The sequence below is a fragment of the Pseudomonas sp. GW821-FHT03A09 genome (assembly GCF_059421065.1).
On the sequence record NZ_JBWKUX010000019.1, the window covers coordinates 64,836 to 84,612 of the forward strand.

Annotated in this window: 7 protein-coding genes; all 7 read left to right on the forward strand. The window is 61.8% G+C overall.

Translation table 11 applies throughout. The annotated features are described in order from the left end of the window. Positions 1-6 precede the first annotated feature (6 nt). On the forward strand, positions 7-1,224 hold the full coding sequence (gene pncB, locus AC07V4_RS25535) for a nicotinate phosphoribosyltransferase (RefSeq protein ID WP_492637961.1): 1,218 nt from the start codon (positions 7-9) through the stop codon (positions 1,222-1,224). 1 nt (position 1,225) lies between these two features. Next, entirely contained in the window at positions 1,226-2,035 is an 810-nt protein-coding gene (nadE, locus tag AC07V4_RS25540; RefSeq protein WP_492637960.1) for an NAD(+) synthase, read from the forward strand. Positions 2,036-2,301: 266 nt separating this feature from the next. After that, complete coding sequence (locus AC07V4_RS25545; RefSeq protein ID WP_492637959.1) at positions 2,302-3,534, forward strand: hypothetical protein; 1,233 nt, start codon at positions 2,302-2,304, stop codon at positions 3,532-3,534. 118 nt (positions 3,535-3,652) lie between these two features. Then, a complete protein-coding gene (locus AC07V4_RS25550; protein WP_492637958.1) occupies positions 3,653-4,225 on the forward strand; it encodes a DUF2239 family protein in 573 nt (190 codons plus the stop codon). Positions 4,226-4,250: 25 nt separating this feature from the next. After that, a complete protein-coding gene (locus tag AC07V4_RS25555; protein ID WP_431749389.1) occupies positions 4,251-5,606 on the forward strand; it encodes an MATE family efflux transporter in 1,356 nt (451 codons plus the stop codon). Positions 5,607-5,646: 40 nt separating this feature from the next. Continuing rightward, on the forward strand, positions 5,647-6,819 hold the full coding sequence (locus AC07V4_RS25560) for an MFS transporter (protein ID WP_492637957.1): 1,173 nt from the start codon (positions 5,647-5,649) through the stop codon (positions 6,817-6,819). A 419-nt stretch (positions 6,820-7,238) separates the two neighbouring features. Continuing rightward, positions 7,239-19,777, forward strand: a 12,539-nt coding sequence (locus AC07V4_RS25565) for a non-ribosomal peptide synthase/polyketide synthase (RefSeq protein ID WP_492637956.1), incomplete at its 3' end; no start/stop codon positions are given.

Consider the following 19,777-nt stretch of genomic DNA (forward strand, 5'->3'; position numbering starts at 1 on the left):
CCGACCATGGAAAGTGCCTACGACTACGAAGCCCCGGTGATCCAAGGCTTGCTCGACACCGACTACTACACCTTCACCATGATGCAGGCTGTATTGCACCAGTACCCCAACGTGGATGTGGAATACAACTTCATCGTCCGTTCCAAGGAGAAGCTCGGGCACCTGATCCCTCAATTGCGTGCCGAGCTGGAGAAAATGGCCGGTTTACAGGCGCGCGAAGGCGAGCTGCGTTTCTTGTTCAACCCACGTTTTCGCGAATACCTCACGCCGGACTACGAACGCTTTCTCGGCCTGTACCGTTTTAATCTGCGCTATATCCATGTCAGCGAGGTCGACGGCCAACTGAACATCCGCGTGGTTGGCCCGATGCTGCACTGCATCATGTTCGAGCAGCCGGTACTGGCCCTAGTCAGCGAGTTGCGCAACCGCAACAAATACCCCGACGTTACCCTGGAAGATGTCACCCGCAAGCTTTATCAGAAGTTCGACTGGCTGGAGAAAAATCTCAGCCGCGACGAGTTGGCCGACCTGCGTGTCTCCGACTTCTCCACCCGACGGCGCTTGTCGTTCAAGGCCCAGCGCGAAGTGGTGGATATCATGCGCCGTGACTTTCCCGGTCAGTTCGTCGGTACCAGCAACGCGCACCTGGCCTACGAATTCGACCTGCCACTGATTGGCACCATGGCCCACCAATGGCTGATGGTGCACCAGCAACTGGGGCGCCTGCGTGAAAGCCAGAATGCCGCGTTGGAACACTGGGTGCGTGAATACCGTGGCCGCCTGGGCATCGCCCTGACCGATACGATCAGCACGGACTTCTTCCTCAAGGATTTCGACCTGTACTTCGCCAAGCTCTACGACGGCCTGCGCCAGGACTCCGGCGACCCCATCGCCTGGGCCGACAAGGTGCTGGCCCGCTACAAGCAGCTGGGTATCGACCCCATGACCAAGGACCTGATGTTCTCCGATGGTTTGAACTTCGAGAAATGCCTGCCGATCCTGCGCCACGTGCGCGGTAAGGCCAAGTTCGGTTTCGGCATGGGCACCAGCCTGGCCTGCGATGTGGAAGGCGTCGAACCGCTGAGCATCGTGATGAAACTGGTGCGGGTACACGGCGAGCCGGTGGTGAAGTTCTCGGATGACCCGATCAAGAACGTCTGCGAAGACGCCTCGTTTTTGCAGTATGCAGCACAGGTATTCAATGTCGGCAGCGTGGAGGTGTGACATGCAAGAACGTATCGCACAGGAACTGAATATCGACCGCTCACTGGTCCAGGGGGGCGAACCCCGGGAGATTCAACGGCGCATCGATTTCATCAAAACCACCTTGCGCAACTCGGGCTGCAAGGCGCTGGTGTTGGGCATCAGCGGCGGCGTCGATTCACTGACTGCCGGTCGCCTATGCCAACTGGCCGTCGAACAACTACGCGCCGAAGATTACGCCGCATGTTTTATCGCCATGCGCCTGCCCTACAAGACCCAGGCTGACGAAGGCGACGCCCTGGCCAGCCTGGACTTCATCACCCCGGACCAGATCGAAACGCTCAACATCGCCGCCAGTGTCGATGGCTTGATGAGCAGCTTGCGCGCCGCCGAGGCCGATGCCAGTCATGTCGACTTCATCAAGGGTAACGTCAAGGCCCGCGCACGGATGATCGCCCAATACGCCGTGGCCAACTTGCATAACGGGCTGGTGGTGGGCACCGACCATGGCGCCGAAGCCTTGATGGGCTTTTTCACCAAGTTCGGCGATGGTGCCTGCGACCTTGCACCGTTGTCGGGTCTGACCAAAACCCAGGTACGGCTGTTGGCCACAACCCTCGGCGCGCCGGATAGGCTGGTGCACAAACACCCTACCGCCGACCTGGAAGAGTTGGCGCCGAGCAAGCTGGATGAGCAAGCCTACGGATGCACCTACGCAGAGATTGATGCCTACTTGATGGGTGAGCCGGTGAGTGAGCGGGTGAGGGTGATTGTCGAGGGGGCTTACAGCAAGACAGCGCACAAGCGTGCGCTGCCGATAGCGCCTCTTTAATCGGTGTTCGATCGACCGGCTTCGCTGCGTATTCCACTGTATGACCAAGTGCTGCTGCGCTCTGTTTGATCCAACGTTGCACCGGCCTTCACACACCTTTGGCGGGTAGCCAACCTCCCAAACGATGAGAATTCAATGTGAGAGAAATTGTTTCTTTGATGGGGATTCTGGAACTGCGCATCAGCAAGCAGCCACAGATTGACCGTTGATCCAGATCTGACTCGATCTGGGTTGTCGGTCAATCACTCAAGTGCTGAGGTGTTGTTATGTCATCTGCGTACATCTGTCAAAATGGGCCCGTTCAGGGCAGTGCCTTTCGACAAAATGAGTCGGCAAACGCGTCACCCGAGAATAAATACTCAACTTCTACCAATGGAAGCCTCGCCACGGAGCTCCTGAATAACTTCGATTATTTTGAAGACCCCAGCCAGAAGGTCATAAGCCAAGCCAGACTTCGTGAAGTTGCCGGCCGGCCTATGACCGGTAATCCGGTGGACGACAACATGACGCTGTTGGCGCGTGAAATTCTCAACCGTCCCTCGATGAATCGGATGATGGCGCCGATCACGTTTGCCAACCCCAACGGTGATCAGATCTCGCGCAAGGACGTAGCGGCGGTCATTGAGGGTCCCCAAAAAAATGAAAAGCCGCGTAATACTTCATCACGTGGATCCTCTTGGGGGGCTAACAACTCAGTAGGCAATACGCATCGCGGATTAATGAACTCGCCGACAAACGCTTATATGGCACCTCAAATAGGGCCTTTCATGCCGTCTGAAGGTCGGGCTCCTAATTCGGTCATTGCGCAGGGCTTCGCAGATAACTTCAGTTATTTTCAAGATCCACGTACTGGGTTTGTGTCCCAGGCGAGCATCGTAGATGTTGCCAACCGTCCACTGACCGGCGATCCGTTTCAAGACAAGATGATCTTTCTGGCGAGGGAGATTCTCTCCCGCCCAGAAATGAACCATCTGCTTGATGCCATAAACAACAACGGTCTGGAGGATGGCTACATCAGCCAAGGCGATGCGAATAGGGTTGTTGATCACTACGAACGTGAGGAGGGGACATTCAATGGTTTTTCGCCGAGGCAGGGCTATCAGCAACAGCCTTCGTATGGTGTCCCAAATTATCAGCAACAGCCGTCTTATGGGGAGGTCGGTGGTTACGGTCCATCGCAAGCTGGCGGCATGAGCCCACAAGATGCTCAACTCGCCAACGATTTCGGAAGCGCCAGCGATTCTGATCTGGCTTTGGAACTAGGTAATAACTTTGACTACTTCAATCCGAACGCCAATGACAAAATCACCCAGGCATCCCTGCGTGAGGTAGCTGGCCGACCACTGACTGGAAATCCGGTCGACGACCGAATGACCCTGCTGGCGAGAGAGATCATCAGCCGGCCTGCGTTCAACCGTAAACTGGACTCGGTCAAAGACAGTGACAAGCCGGACAGGATCATCGGGCGCGACACGGTTGAGACCCTCTCCAAGCAATAGATAACTGAATGTTTGCTGTGCGATGAGCATTTGGATATTTCACAGCAATAGACTTGCAGACTACAAAATTTTGGTTAATATAGCCCGGGTAAAATAATTAATACCCGGGTAATAAACCATGCCTACGCAAAATACACCCTTGTGCACTGCCTTCGTTCATCACCAACGCGTGGCGGCTGGTAGCTATACCGAGGTGGCCGACGCCTTATCAAGCCTCGCCGTGCCGACTGGCAGCTTCCTGGTTTTTGATGATGCCACCGGCACTCAGGTCGACTACCCCTGGCCAGAGGGTTATGCGCCCGTGCAACCAGCACAGGCCGAAGTCGATGACGAGCCACCCGCAACCCCGTCGGTCGGCCGCCCGAAGCTAGGCGTAGTCGCGCGTGAAGTCACGCTGTTGCCGCGTCATTGGGAGTGGTTGGGCCAACAACGGGGTGGCGCTTCGGCAGCGTTGCGTCGATTGGTGGATGAAGCTCGCACTGTGCACGCATCCCGTGATCAGATGCGTCACGCCAAGGAAGCCAGCTATCGTTTCATGAGCGCCATCGGCGGTGACCTGCCAGGTTTCGAGGACGCCTCGCGGGCGCTGTTTGCCCAGGATGCTGCTGACTTTTCCAACAAGATTGCGCATTGGCCGGTAGACGTGCAGGTGTACCTGGCTTGGCTGTCGCGTAATGCCTTTACTGCCTAACAATAATTAAGGGACTCGAACCAGCATGGAAGTCACCCCCAAACGGCCGTTGTGGCAGATCTACCTGTTATTTCTGGCACCGATGGTGTTGTCCAACTTTCTGCAGAGCTTTTCCGGCACCCTCAACGGCATCTATGTCGGGCAAATGCTCGGTACCCAGGCGTTGGCGGCGGTGTCGGGGATGTTCCCCATTGTATTTTTCTTTATCGCCCTGGTGATCGGTCTCGGGGCGGGCGCGTCGGTACTCATCGGCCAGGCGTGGGGCGCCCAGGAGACAGGGCTGGTCAAGGTGATTACCGGCGCCACCCTGACCCTCGGGGCGCTGGTGGGGCTGGTGGCGGCGGTGCTTGGCAGCTTGTTTGCGCGCCCAGCCTTGCAGGCGTTGGGCACGCCCGTGGATGTACTCGACGCCGCCGTGGGCTACGCCCAGGTGATGATGTTGATCATGCCGCTGTTGCTGGTCTTTATCCTCTACACCCAGTTGCTGCGTGGCGTCAGTGACACGATCTCTCCGCTATTGGCGCTGATGGTGTCGACCTTGGTTGGCTTGTTGCTGACTCCCGCGTTGATCCGCGGCTGGATCGGCCTGCCGCCCATGGGTATCCAGAGTGCGGTATACGCAGGGCTGGTGGGTAACGCCCTGGCGATGCTGTTTCTGATCCTGCGCCTGCGCCACAAAAACCATGTGATGGCACCGGACCGCGAGCTGTTGGCCGCCCTGCGCCTGGACCGGGTGATCCTCGGCAAAGTCCTGCGCATCGGCCTGCCCACCGGCTTGCAGATGGTGGTGCTGTCGCTGTCGGAGTTGGTCATTCTCGCCCTGGTCAACGGGCACGGCTCCCAGGCCACGGCGGCCTATGGTGCGGTGACGCAGATCGTCAACTACGTGCAGTTTCCAGCGTTGTCGATTGCCATCACCGCTTCGATCCTCGGTGCCCAGGCGATTGGCGCCGGGCGCCTGGAGCGTATCGGACCGATTCTGCGCACCGGGCTGTTGATCAACACCTGCCTGACCGGCGGGTTGATCGTGCTTGGCTACCTGTTGTCGCATTGGCTGTTGGGGCTGTTCATCACCGACGACGTTGCGCGTCTCAAGGCCGAACACTTGCTGCACATCATGCTCTGGAGCGTGCTGGTCTTCGGTTTCCAGGCGGTGGTCGGCGGGATCATGCGCGCCAGCGGCGTGGTGCTGATGCCGGTCGCCATCTCGATCTTCTGTGTGCTGTGCGTTGAGCTGCCGATGGCGTACCTGTTCAATGCGCACTTCGGCCTGGAAGGGGTGTGGATGGCGTTTCCGGTGACCTATCTGGCGATGCTGGTCTTGCAGACAGCGTATTACCGGTTGGTGTGGCGGCATAAGCAGATCACGCGGTTGGTGTGATACAAAGTTGCGCAATTTAAGGATTGAAGGCGTTTAACCCATGGCAAACCCCTACGCCGAGTTGTTTCAGGCACCTGGTTCGCGTGCTTTTGTGTTGGCAGGCATGCTGGCGCGCATGCCGGTGTCCATGACGGGTATCGGCTTGATCACCATGCTCTCGCAGGTGCACGGCGGTTATGGCCTGGCGGGCTCGGTGGCCGCCGTGTTTGCCCTGGCCACGGCCTTGTGCGCGCCGCAGGTTTCACGTCTGGTCGACCGATACAGTCAGGGCAGGGTGCTGCCAATTGCAGCGTTGATCGGTGGTGGGGCCCTGCTGATGCTGCTGCTGTGCACCTACGTGCAAGCGCCGAACTGGACGCTGTTTGTGTTCGCCGCGCTCGCCGGGTGCATGCCCAACATGTCCGCCATGGTGCGCGCACGCTGGACCGAGTTGTATCGCGGCCAGCCCAAACTGCAAACCGCATTTGCCCTTGAATCAGTGCTGGATGAAGTGTGCTTTATCATCGGGCCGCCGATTTCAGTCGGCTTGTGCGTGGTGTTGTTCCCACAAGCCGGCCCTTTGGCGGCGGCGCTGTTGCTGGCGGTGGGCGTCACCACCTTTGTGCTGCAACGCCAAACCGAGCCGTCGGTGCACGAACACCAGGGCCATCATGGCCGTTGGTTGATCGCTTCGCCCTCGGTGCTGATCCTGATGATCCTGCTGCTGGCCATGGGGGTGATCGTCGGCGTGGTGGATGTGGTCAGCGTGGCTTTTGCACAGCACCAGGGCCAACCGGCAGCGGCGAGTATCGTGTTGTCGGTGTATGCCATCGGTTCATGTCTGGCAGGGCTGGCGTTCGGCACCCTCAAACTCAAGGCGCCGCTGCCCCGGCAGTTCCTGTTCTGCGGCGTGGCCACCGCCTTGACGACATTGCCGTTGCTGCTGGTGACCAACATCCCTGGGCTGGCCGTGGCGGTGTTTGTTTCCGGATTGTTCTTCGCGCCGACCCTGATCGTGTCCATGGCCCTGGTGGAGCAGGTCGTCCCGCCAAGCCGCTTGACCGAAGGCATGACCTGGCTGATCACCGGCCTGAGCATCGGCGTGGCCATCGGTGCCGCCAGTTCCGGTTGGATGATCGATCACTTTGGCGCCACCAGCGGGTTTTGGGTGGCGCTGATGGCGGGCGCGGTAGTGTTGGGGTCAGCGGTGTTGGGGGTTCGGCGGTTGGGCTGATGAAGCCCCCGTGCGTGCTCTTTCAAGAAAATCGTCCACCGCCTCCCGAAAGGCTGCCTCGATTGCTTCTTCGGTCTGACCCTCGTAACTGACCAGAGAGTCGATATACAAAACCCTGCCAAACAGGCAATTGTCCTCGACGCTGGTCTCGACCGATCCGGTGTGTCCTCTGTATTTCAATGGGCGATTCACTGAGCGGCTTCTCCTGACTGCAGTAGTTCGGTGACCTGAGGCTGGTCACCCTAGGCCAGTTTTTGCACCCGTAACATCATTTGCGTACGGGTTTTGTGTAGGACCGTTCCCGGTAGCTGCATCCCCGTCATACCGGCCCCATCCCCCGCTAATTTTTCCCTTCCCGGTTCGTTTTATAGGGACGACGTGCCTTTGTGCTTCCCGCCTATTGCTCCGGACTCCAAGAAATGAATGCTGAAGACTCCTTGAAACTTGCTCGCCGGTTTATCGGGCTGCCCCTGGAAAAACGCCAAGTGTTCCTGCAAGCCTTGCAGAAAGAAGGTGTGGATTTTTCCCGGTTTCCGATACCGGCAGGGGTGGAAGTGGAGGATCGCCAGGCGCTGTCCTACGCACAGCAGCGCATGTGGTTTCTCTGGCAGTTGGACCCGGCAAGTGGCGCCTACAACCTGCCCGGTGCCGTGCGGCTGAAGGGCGTATTGAATGTGCGCGCAATGGAGCAAGCCTTCGCCAGCCTGGTGGCGCGCCATGAAACCTTGCGCATGGTGTTCCAGTGCCAGGCAGATGATCGCCTGGAGCAAGTCGCCAAGGTGCCGTCGCTGGCCATTGAACACCTGGATCTCAGCGCGTTGGCGGGCGATGCGCGTGAGCAGGCCGTCAATGACGCGGCAACCCGTCAATCGCTGCAGCCGTTCGACCTGGAAAACGGCCCGCTACTGCGTGTGCAACTGCTCAAGCTCGATGAGCAGGAGCACGTATTGCTGCTGACCCTGCACCACATCGTCTCCGATGGCTGGTCGATGAACGTACTGATCGACGAGTTCATTCGCTGCTACGACGCCCACGATCGCAATGAGGCGCCCCAACTGCTGGTGCTGCCGATCCAGTACAGCGACTACGCCCTGTGGCAGCGTCGCTGGCTGGAAGCCGGAGAGCAGGCGCGTCAGTTGGAGTACTGGCAGGCGCGCCTGGGTGATGAGCATCCGGTGTTGGAGCTGCCGACGGACCGCCCGCGCCCGGCCATGCCCAGCTATCAGGGCACTCGCCATGATTTCGCGATCGACCCGGCACTGGCCGCGCAACTGCGTGGTTGCGCGCAGGCCCATAACGTCACCCTGTTCATGTTGCTGCTCGGTGCGTTCAACGTTTTGCTGCATCGCTACACGGGGCAGGGCGATATTCGCGTCGGCGTGCCGATTGCCAACCGCAACCGCACAGAGGTCGAAGGGCTGATCGGTTTCTTCGTCAATACCCAGGTGTTGCGTACCGAACTCGCCGGGCAGACCCGTATCGCCGAGTTGCTGCAAGGCATCAAGGAGCACGCCCTGGGTGCCCAGGCCCATCAGGAGTTGCCTTTCGAGCGTCTGGTGGAAGCCTTGAAGGTCGAGCGTAGCCTCAGCCATACACCCTTGTTCCAAGTGATGTACAACCACCAGCCACAGGTGGCGGATATCGCCGCCGTCAGCACGGCCTCCGGCTTGGAACTGGCTTTGGTGGAGTGGCAAGGGCGCACCACCCAGTTCGATCTGACCCTCGACACCTATGAAAAGTCTGGCACCCTGCATGCGGCGCTGACCTACGCCAACGACCTGTTCGACGCGTCTTCCATCGAGCGCATGGCGCGTCACTGGATCAGCTTGCTGCACGCCATGGTTGAGGAGGGTGACCAACGCGTCGGTGAACTGCCGATGCTGGCCGCCGACGAACACCATGTGCTGGTGAACGCCTGGAACCGGACCGCCGAGGCGTACCCGACCGAGCGTGGCATTCATCAGTTGATCGAGGATCAGGTGAAACGCACGCCGCACGCACCGGCGTTGCAGTTCGGTGCAAGCACCCTGAGCTACGCCCAGCTCGACGCCCGCGCCAACCAGTTGGCCCACGCCTTGCGCGAGCAGGGCGTCGGCCCGGATGTGTTGGTCGGGATCTGCGTCGAGCGCTCCGTCGAGATGGTGGTGGGGTTGCTCGCCATCCTCAAGGCCGGGGGTGCCTACGTGCCGTTGGACCCTGAATACCCTCAGGACCGTCTGGCCTACATGATCGAAGACAGCGGCATTACGCTGCTGCTGAGCCAGCAAAGCCTGCTGCCGATGCTGCCTGCTGCGGGCGCACAGGTGATAGCCCTGGACCAGGCCTCAGATTGGCTCGACGGCTACAGCACTGAATCGCTCGCCGTCAATATCCACGCGTTGAACCTGGCCTACGTCATCTACACCTCCGGCTCCACCGGCAAGCCCAAGGGGGCGGGCAACAGTCATCGCGCATTGGTCAACCGCCTGTGCTGGATGCAACAGGCCTACGGTCTGGATGCCGGCGACGCGGTCTTGCAGAAAACCCCGTTCAGTTTCGATGTGTCGGTGTGGGAGTTCTTCTGGCCGTTGATGACCGGCGCACGCCTGGTGGTCGCAGCGCCAGGTGAGCACCGTGAGCCGGCGCGCCTGATCGAAACCATCGGCCGTTACGCCATCAGCACCTTGCACTTTGTGCCCTCGATGCTCCAGGCGTTCATCCATGAACCGGGTGTGCACGCCTGCACGGGACTCAAGCGTATTGTGTGCAGCGGTGAAGCCTTGCCGCTGGATGCGCAATTGCAAGTATTCGCCAAGCTGCCGGGGGCGGGTTTGTTCAACCTCTACGGCCCGACCGAAGCCGCCATCGACGTGACCCACTGGACCTGCGTCGACGAAGGCGCCGACAGCGTGCCCATCGGCCGCCCGATTGCCAACCTGGCCACCTACGTGTTCGATGCCCAGCTCAATCCGGTGCCCGCCGGTGTTTCGGGTGAGCTGTACTTGGGCGGCACCGGCCTGGCGCGCAGTTACCACCGCCGCCCGGCGCTCACGGGCGAGCGTTTTGTCCCCAGCCCGTTTGTGGGCGGCGAGCGCCTGTATCGCACCGGCGACCGTGTCTGCCAACGTGCCGATGGCGTGATCGAATACCTCGGCCGCCTCGATCATCAGGTAAAGCTGCGCGGCCTGCGCATTGAGCTGGGTGAGATCGAGACGCGCCTGATGCAGCATCCTACGGTGCGTGAAGCGGTGGTGCTGGTGCACGGCGGTAAACAGCTGGTTGCCTATCTGGTGCTCGAAAACGACGAGCCCGCCGACCTCAAGGCCTGGTTGCTCGGCAGCCTGCCGGAATACATGGTGCCGACGCACCTGATCCCACTGGCCAAGCTGCCGGTCACCGCCAACGGCAAGCTGGACCGCAAGGCCTTGCCGTTGCCGGACGCTACGCCGCAACAGGCATTCATCGCCCCTGAAAGCGCACTGCAAAAAGCTTTGGCGGCGATCTGGGTCGATGTGCTTGGCCTGGAACACGTCGGCCTGGACGATAACTTCTTCGAACTGGGCGGCGACTCGATCATCTCCATTCAGGTGGTCAGCCGTGCGCGTCAGGCTGGGATTCGTCTCAGTCCGCGTGATGTGTTCCAGTACCAGAGTGTACGCAGCCTGGCGTTGGTCGCGACTTTTGAGCAGGCCGGCGTGATTGAGCAAGGGTCGGCCAGCGGCGAAGTGATCCTGACGCCGGTGCAGCACAGCTTTTTCGACCAGGCGATTGCGGCGCGTCATCACTGGAACCAATCGTTGCTGTTGACCCCGCGTGAGCCTCTGCAGGCTGCGCGCCTGGAAGCGGCGCTGACGCAACTGATCAATCATCACGACGCCCTGCGCCTGCGCTTTGTGCAGCACGCCGATAGCTGGCAGCAATCTTATGCAGCACCGGTCAGCGAGGTTGGGTTGTGGCAGTCCCAGGCTGCGGATGACGCTCAACTGGCCGCCCTGTGCGACGAAGCCCAGCGCAGCCTCGACCTCGAGCAAGGTCCGCTGCTGCGCGCCGCCCTGATCAACATGGGCGATGGCAGTCAACGTCTGCTGCTGGTGGTGCATCACTTGGTGGTGGACGGTGTGTCGTGGCGCATTCTGCTGGAAGACCTGCAACAGGCTTACCGCGAAGCCCCCCTGCCAGCCAAGACCAGTGCCTTCCAGCAGTGGGCGCAGCAGCTGCACGCCCATGCACAAGACCTCAATGCGCAACTGCCTTACTGGCAGGCACAGGCCATCGACGCCGAGCTGCCGTGCGACAACCCTCAAGGAGGTCTGCAAAGCCGCCTGGGCAGCAAAATCGAGATCCGCTTGAATGCCGAGCTCACCCGTCAATTGCTCCAAGAGGCACCAGCGGCTTACCGCACTCAAGTCAATGACCTGCTGCTGACCGCACTGGCCCGCGTGGTCGGCCGTTGGAGCGGCCAACCCGCCGCGCTGATCCAGCTGGAAGGGCATGGCCGTGAAGACCTGTTCGATGACGTCGACCTGACCCGTACGGTTGGCTGGTTCACCAGCCTGTTCCCCGTGCGTTTGCAGGCCGAGGGCGAGCTGGCGAGCGCGATCAAGTCGGTCAAGGAGCAACTGCGCGCCGTGCCCGACAAGGGCCTGGGCTATGGCCTGCTGCGTTACCTCGGTGTACCTGCGGCTCGTGACTCTCTCGCCGGTCTGGGGGCGCCGCGTATCACCTTCAACTACCTGGGGCAGTTCGATCGCCAGTTCGATGACTCGGCGCTGTTCGTACCCGCTAGCCAAGGCAGCGGCCAGGCCCAGGACCCCGAGGCGCCACTGGCCAACTGGCTGACGGTGGAAGGGCAGGTGTACGGAGGTGAGTTGGCGCTGCAATGGGGCTTCAGCCGCGAAATGTTCCAAGCCTCGACCATCCAGCGCCTGGCGGATGACTACGCCACGGAACTCCGGGTCTTGATCGCCCACTGCTGTGCCACGCCAGCAGGGCAGGTCACACCGGCGGACTTCCCGCTGGCCTGTCTGACCCAACAGCAACTGGACGCGCTGCCGGTCGCCGGGCCGGCCATTGCCGACCTCTATCCGCTGTCGCCCATGCAGCAGGGCATGCTGTTCCACACCCTGTACGAGCCCGAAGTGCAGGCCTATATCAACCAACTGCGCCTGGACATCGAAGGCTTGGATTTATTGACGTTCGGCCGCGCCTGGCAGGCGGTGCTCGACCGGCATGACATCCTGCGCAGCAGTTTCCATTGGCTGGGCCTGGACAGCGCTCACCAGGTGATTGCGCGTCAGGTCGACCTGCAATTGCAGGTGATTGAAGATGCCAATGCCGACTTCGATGCGCTGGCTGTCGCCGAGCGTGAGCGCGGTTTTGAGCTGAACAACGCGCCGTTGTTCCGCCTGATGCTGGTACGCGGTGCGGGTACGACCTGGCACTTGATCTTCACCAGTCATCACATCCTCATGGACGGCTGGAGCAACGCGCAGTTGCTCAGCGAAGTCATCGCCCACTATGCGGGTCACGCACTGCCAGCGCCGATGGGCCAGTTCCGTGATTACCTGGGCTGGCTGCAACAGCAGGCGTCGGGCCAAGGTTTCTGGAAGGCGGCTTTGATGCCTTTGCAAGCGCCCACTCTGTTGGCGGATGCGCTGCGTGCACCGGCTGACGGCCTGGGCATGGCTGACCATCATGTGGCCCTCGGCGTAGCGCTCACCCAACGCCTAGGCGCCTGCGCCCGCCAACACAAAGTCACCCTCAACACCCTGTTGCAAGGGGCTTGGAGCCTCCTGCTGCAACGCTACACCGGCCAGGCGTGCGTGGCTTTCGGCGCCACTGTGGCCGGGCGTTCGGCGCCGTTGCCAGGGATCGAGCAGCAACTGGGCCTGTTCATCAACACCTTGCCGATCATCAGCGCGGCTTCGCCGGCCCAGCCGGTGGCCGACTGGCTCGATGAACTGCAAGCCCTGAACCTCAGCCTGCGTGATCACGAGCATGTGCCGCTTTACGACATCCAGGGTTGGGCCGGTCAACAAGGCACCGCCCTGTTCGACACCTTGCTGGTGTTTGAAAACTTCCCGGTGGCCGACGCACTGAAACAAGGTGCACCTGCCGGCCTGGGCTTCGGCAAATTGCACAACCATGAACGCACCCACTATCCGCTGACCCTGGGCATTGAGCTGGGCGCCAGTCTGCGCCTGGAGTTCAGTTACGACCGTAGCCGTTTCAGCGAGCAGCAGGTCGCGCAATTGAGCGCCAACCTGCAGCACCTGTTGCTGCAAATGATGGCCGACGCCCGTACGCCGCTTGGCAATCTGCAACTGCTGGATGAAACCGCACAGCACCGCGTGCTTGCCCTCAGTCAATCCGCGGCGACGGCTCAACGTCGCACGCTGGTCCATGAGCGTATCGCCGCTCAAGCCCACGCCACACCCGATGCCTTGGCGGTACAGGCAGGCAATGTGCGGTTGAGCTATGCCCAGCTCAACGAACGCGCCAACCGCCTGGCTCATCGCCTGCTGGAACTGGGTGCAGGCCCCGGCCAGCGCGTGGGCCTGGCCGCCCGGCGTGGCCCGCAACTGATCGTCAGCCTGCTGGCGGTGCTCAAGAGCGGCGCGGCCTACGTGCCGCTGGACCCGAACTATCCGGCCGAACGCCTGGCCTACATGCTGGCCGACAGTCGCCTGGATCTGTTGCTCAGCGAAACCGGCTTGCTGAACGACCTGCCGCTGCCCCAAGGGCTGACCCGCGTGGACTTCAGCGCAAGTGGCGATGAACTGGCCAGCTACCCCATGAGCCCTCCACTCAACCGGGCGACGGCGGCCGACCTGGCCTACGTGATCTACACCTCCGGCTCCACCGGCCAGCCAAAAGGCGTGGCCATCGACCACGGGGTTCTCGGCCAATTCTGCGACAGCGCCGAAGGCTACAGTCGCCTGACTGCCGAGGATCGCGTGCTGCAATTCGCGACCTTCAGCTTCGACGGCTTCGTCGAGCAGTGCTACCCGCCGCTGTGCGTGGGCGCGGCACTGATCATGCGCGGCGATGAATTGTGGGATGCCGGGCAACTGGCCCGGGAAATCGTCGAGCAGGGCGTGACCCTGGCCGACTTGCCGGCGGCCTACTGGTACTTGCTCGCCAAGGAATGCGCCGTCGACCGTCGTCCCTTGGGCAACCTGCGCCAGGTGCATGTGGGCGGTGAAGCCATGTCGGTGGAAGGCCTGCGCGCTTGGTACGCCGCGGGCTTGGGCGACGTGCGCCTGGTCAACACCTACGGGCCGACTGAAGCCACTGTGGTCTCCAGTGTGCATGACTGCCAACTGGCCGACGCCAGCGATGCGTTCGGTGTGCCGATTGGGCAGGCGATTGAAGGCCGTTCGCTGTATGTGCTCGACAGTGGTTTTGAATTGTTGGCCACCGATGGCGTCGGCGAGCTGTGCATCGGCGCTGAAGCCGGCCTGGCCCAGGGTTATTTTGATCGCCCGGCACTGACCGCCGAACGCTTCCTGCCGGACCCGTTTTCGTCCATGCCTGGTGCACGGCTTTATCGCAGTGGCGACCTGGCCCGTTACAACGCGGCGGGTGCCCTGGAATACGTCGGGCGCATCGACCATCAAGTGAAGATTCGCGGTTTCCGTATCGAAATCGGAGAGATCGAAGCCAGCCTGCAAGCCCTGGCCCCAGTGCGCGAAGCAGCGGTGATCGCCCAGCCGAGCGCAACGGGTGCGCAATTGGTGGCGTATGTCGTCGCCGCCCAAGACCAGACGCTAGATACCCAGGCCCTGGCGAACACCCTGCGTCAATCCCTGCCGGATTACATGGTGCCGGCCCATTGGCAGGTGCTGGATGCCTTGCCCCTGAACAACAATGGCAAACTCGACCGCCGCGCACTGCCGACGCCGAACCTGAACCTGGCGCAACATGCCTACGTGGTACCCCACAGCGTCCTGCAAATTCAGCTGGCGGCCATCTGGCAAGCCGTGTTGCAGGTCGAGCAGGTGGGATTGAACGATCACTTCTTCGAGCGTGGCGGCCATTCGTTGCTGGCCACCCAAGTCATTTCCCGGGTGCGTCATGCACTGTCGCTGGAAGTGCCACTGCGCACGCTTTTCGAACAGCCGACCCTCGAAGCGTTCGCAGCAGCCTGCGCGGGGCTGCAGGCCGACACCACGCCACCACTGGTGGCCGTGGAACGTAACCAACCGCTGGCCTTGTCCTTTGCCCAGGAGCGCCAATGGTTCCTCTGGCAACTGGACCCAGGCAGCGCCGCTTACCACGTGCCCAGCGCCTTGCATCTGCGTGGCTCGCTGGACATCGCCGCGTTGGAGCTGGCTTTTCAAGCGTTGGTGCAACGCCATGAGCCGTTGCGCACCACCTTTGTGGAGGAGGGCGAGCAGGCCTGGCAGGTGATTCACCCAAGCCTGTCGATTGCTATCGAGCATCAACCGGTCGACGCTTCGAACATCGAACACGCAGTATCCCAAGCCATCCAGCGTCCGTTCGACCTGCGCAACGGCCCGCTGATGCGCGTCAATCTGCTGGCCGTCGCGGCCGATCACCATGTGCTGGTGATCACCCAGCATCACATCATCTCCGACGGCTGGTCGATGCAGGTCATGGTCGATGAACTGGTGGCGCTCTATCAGGGCCACGCTCAATTGCCGGCGCTGCCGTTGCAGTACGCCGACTATGCCGTGTGGCAGCGTGACTGGATGGCGGCCGGGGAAAAACAACGCCAGCTCGATTACTGGTGTGGGCGCCTGGGCACTGAACATGGCGTGCTGGAGCTGCCCCTGGACCATCCACGTCCTGCGCAGCAAAGCCATTGCGGCGCACGTCACAACCTTCATCTGGATGCCGCGTTGGTGGCCGAACTCAAGGCCTTGGCCCAGCGCCAGGATGTGACTTTGTTCATGTTACTGCTGGCGTCGTTCCAGACCCTGCTGCATCGCTACAGTGGGCAGTCGCAGATTCGTGTCGGGGTACCGATTGCCAACCGCAATCGTCTGGAAACCGAACGGCTGATTGGTTTCTTCGTCAACACCCAAGTGCTGCAAGCCGACCTCAGCGGGCACATGACGTTCGATCAGTTGCTGGCCCAGGTCAAACGCCGCGCCCTGGAGGCCCAGGCCCATCAAGACCTGCCGTTCGAACAGTTGGTGGAAGCGCTGCAGCCGGAGCGCAGCCTCAGCCATAACCCGCTGTTCCAAGTGATGTTCAACCATCAGGACAGCTTGCGCCCAGGCCAGGTTCAGGTGCTCGGCCTGGACCTGCAGCCGGTGGACTGGGCGGCGCACACCACCCAATTCGACCTGAACCTGGAGACCGAAGAGTCGGCAGACGGCCTGTGGGCTGCGCTGACCTACGCCACCGACCTGTTTGAGCAGGCGACTGTGGAACGTATGGGCCAGCATTGGCAGAACCTGCTGCGCGCCGTGGTGCGTGATGCGTCCCTGGCGCTGGATGAACTGCCGATGCTCAGCGCGTCGCAATGGCAGCAATGGGTGAACGATTGGAACCGCAGCGATACCGCTTACCCGCGTGAGCATTGTGTCCATCAACTGTTCGAAGCCCAAGCGCTGGCCCAGCCGGACGTGGTCGCCGTGCAATTCAATGACCAGGCCCTGAGCTATGGCGAGCTCAACCGGCGTGCCAATCGCCTGGCTCACCGCTTGATCGCCGCTGGTGTCGGCCCGGATGTGCTGGTGGCGGTGCATGTCGAGCGTTCGGCGGATATGGTCGTCAGCCTGTTGGCCACGCTCAAGGCCGGTGGCGCTTATGTGCCGCTGGACCCGCAGTTCCCGGCGGACCGACTGGCCTTCATGCTCGAAGACAGTCGTGCCCGGGTGCTGTTGACCCAGCCACACCTGTTGGGGCAACTGGCGCAACCGCAAGGTCTGACTGTACTGCTGGCAGAGGACGCCGAAGGCGCTGAGCACAACCCGCAGGTCAACGTCACACCGGAACACCTGGCCTACGTGATCTACACCTCTGGCTCCACCGGCAAGCCCAAAGGTGTGATGGTGCGGCATCAGGCGCTGTGCAGTTTCACCAGCGGCATGGCCGCCACCCTGCACATCGGTGCGGATGCACGGGTGCTGTCGCTGACCACGTTCTCGTTCGACATCTTCGCCCTGGAGCTCTACGTGCCGCTGACGGTCGGCGCCAGGGTGTTGTTGAGCGGCCAGGAAATGGCGCTCGACCCGGAAGCCATTCTCGATCTGGCTCACCAACACTCCGCCAGCGTGCTGCAAGCCACGCCGTCGACCTGGCGCATGCTGCTCGACAGCCCGCGCGCCGAGCTGCTGCATGGCATCCAATGCCTGTGTGGCGGCGAGGCGCTACCGAGCGATCTGGCCCAGCGCCTGCTCGACCTGCAAGGGCCGGTGTGGAACCTCTATGGCCCGACGGAAACCACCATCTGGTCCGCCGCCCATCGTTTGGTTGACGCGCAGCCTTTTGTCGGGCGACCCATCGCCAACACGTCATTGTTCATCCTCAATGCCGGGCTGACCCCATGCCCGCAAGGCGCGTCGGGTGAGTTGCTGATCGGAGGCGTTGGCTTGGCGCGGGGTTATCACGCACGACCTGCGCTCACTGCCGAGCGCTTCGTGCCCAACCCCTTCGGTGCGCCGGGCGAACGCCTGTACCGCACCGGCGACCTGGCCCGTTACCAGGCTGACGGCGTGGTGGAGTACATCGGCCGGGTCGATCACCAGGTCAAGGTGCGTGGTTTCCGCATCGAACTCGGCGAGATCGAAGCCTGCCTGCGCGAACACCAGGGCGTGCGTGAAGCCGTGGTGCTGGCCGACAACGACCGCTTGATCGCCTACCTGGTCAGCGCGGCGCCCGACACCCAGGATGCGTACAAAGCCGTCTTGCGCGAGCGCCTGCCGGACTACATGGTGCCGTCGCACCTGCTGTTCCTCGACAGCCTGCCCTTGACGCCCAACGGCAAGCTCGACCGCAAGGCACTGCCCAAGCCCGACGCGAGTCTATCGCTCAAACACTCTGTGGCGCCGGTCAGCCCACGGCAGCAACAGGTCGCGGCGATCTGGGCCGAGGTGCTGGAAGTACCGCAAGTCGGCCTTGACGATCACTTCTTCGAACTGGGCGGGCATTCGTTGCTGGCCACGCGGGTGGTGTCGCGGGTGCGTCAGGCGCTGGCGCTGGAAGTCGCGCTCAAGACCCTGTTCGAACAACCGTTGCTGGGTGACTTCGTGCGGGCGTTGGGCGAGGAGGGCGTGACTGCGCCCGTGCTGCTCAAGGTCGACCGCACGCAACCCTTGCCGCTGTCCTATGCCCAGGAACGTCAATGGTTCCTCTGGCAACTGGACCCACACAGCGCGGCGTACCACATCCCCAGCGCTTTGCGTTTGCACGGGCCGCTGAACCTGGACGCACTGCAGCGCAGCTTCGACACCTTGTTGGCGCGCCACGAAAGCCTGCGTACCCATTTGCGCCAGGACACCAGCGGCACGGTTCAGGTCATTGAAGAGAATGGCGTGATCGACATCGCCCAGGCCGACACGGAATACGCGGACCTCAAGGCCCGGGTAGCCGCCGAGGTAGCGCGTCCGTTCGACTTGCTGCGTGGGCCGTTGCTGCGGGTCACGCTGCTGCGCCTGGCCGAGGATGATCATGTGCTGGTGCTGGTGCAGCACCATATCGTCTCCGATGGTTGGTCGATGCAACTGATGGTCGAGGAGCTGGTGCAGATGTACGCCGCTTTCAGCCACGGTGAGTTGCCGAACCTGCCGGCGTTGCCGATCCAGTACGCCGACTATGCCGTGTGGCAACGTCACTGGATGGAAGCCGGAGAGAAGGCGCGTCAACTGGCTTACTGGCGCGAGCAATTGGGCGGTGAACAACCGGTGCTGGAATTGCCGTTCGACCACCAGCGGCCGGCGCTGCCAAGCCATCGCGGCGCACGCTTGGGCATCGAGCTGGCGCCTGGCTTATTGGCCGGGCTGCGCACGCTGGCGCAAAACGCCGGGGTGACGCTGCCGATGGTGTTGCTGGCGTCCTATCAGGCGCTGCTGCACCGCTACAGCGGCCAGGAAGACGTGCGTGTCGGCGTACCCATCGCCAACCGCAACCGCCTGGAAACCGAGGGGTTGATCGGCTTCTTCGTCAACACCCAAGTGCTCAAGGCTGATATCCACGGGCAGATGAGCGTGGCGCAATTGCTCGGCCAAGTCCGTCAACGCTCTCTGCAAGCCCAGGTCCATCAAGACCTGCCGTTCGAGCAATTGGTGGAGGCGCTGCAACCGGAGCGCAGCATGAGCCTGAACCCGTTGTTCCAGGTGCTGTTCAACCACCGCGTCACCTCGGCCGACAGCCATCTGCACCGATTGACCGACCTGCACGTCGAGGTCTTGAGCTGGGATGAAGGCGTCGCGCAGTTCGACCTGGCGCTGGACGTGGAGGAAAGCCGCCAGACGCTGCGCGCCTCCCTGAGTTACGCCACGGACCTGTTTGCCCCGGCCACCATCGAGCGTATGGCCGGGCACTGGCAAAACCTGTTGCAGGCAATGGTTGCCGATCCGCAGCAGCCCATCAGTCAGTTGAACCTGCTGGATCACGCTGAGCAACAGCACATTCTGAAGGTGTGGAATTGCACCGACTCAGGCTTCTCGGCCCAGCGCCTGGTGCATGAGCTGTTCGCTGACCGCGCGCGGGAGAATCCCGACGCGGTGGCGGTGAAGTTCGACGCGCAAACCCTGAGTTACGGTGAACTCGATCGCCAGGCCAACCGCTTGGCCCATGCGCTGATCGCCCGTGGTGTTGGCCCGGAAGTGCGTGTGGCCATCGCCATGCCGCGCAGTGCCGAGATCATGGTGGCGTTCCTCGCGGTGCTCAAAGCCGGTGGCGTGTACGTGCCGCTGGATGTGGAGTATCCACGTGATCGCCTGCTGTACATGATGCAGGACAGTCGCTCTCAACTGCTGCTGACCCATTCGTCAGTGCACCAGCG

Bases quoted from the DNA above. Each gene is read 5' to 3' on its own strand.
- pncB (WP_492637961.1), top strand. From the start codon at position 7: ATGGAAAGTGCCTACGACTACGAAGCCCCGGTGATCCAAGGCTTGCTC.
- nadE (WP_492637960.1), top strand. From the start codon at position 1,226: ATGCAAGAACGTATCGCACAGGAACTGAATATCGACCGCTCACTGGTC.
- AC07V4_RS25545 (WP_492637959.1), top strand. From the start codon at position 2,302: ATGTCATCTGCGTACATCTGTCAAAATGGGCCCGTTCAGGGCAGTGCC.
- AC07V4_RS25550 (WP_492637958.1), top strand. From the start codon at position 3,653: ATGCCTACGCAAAATACACCCTTGTGCACTGCCTTCGTTCATCACCAA.
- AC07V4_RS25555 (WP_431749389.1), top strand. From the start codon at position 4,251: ATGGAAGTCACCCCCAAACGGCCGTTGTGGCAGATCTACCTGTTATTT.
- AC07V4_RS25560 (WP_492637957.1), top strand. From the start codon at position 5,647: ATGGCAAACCCCTACGCCGAGTTGTTTCAGGCACCTGGTTCGCGTGCT.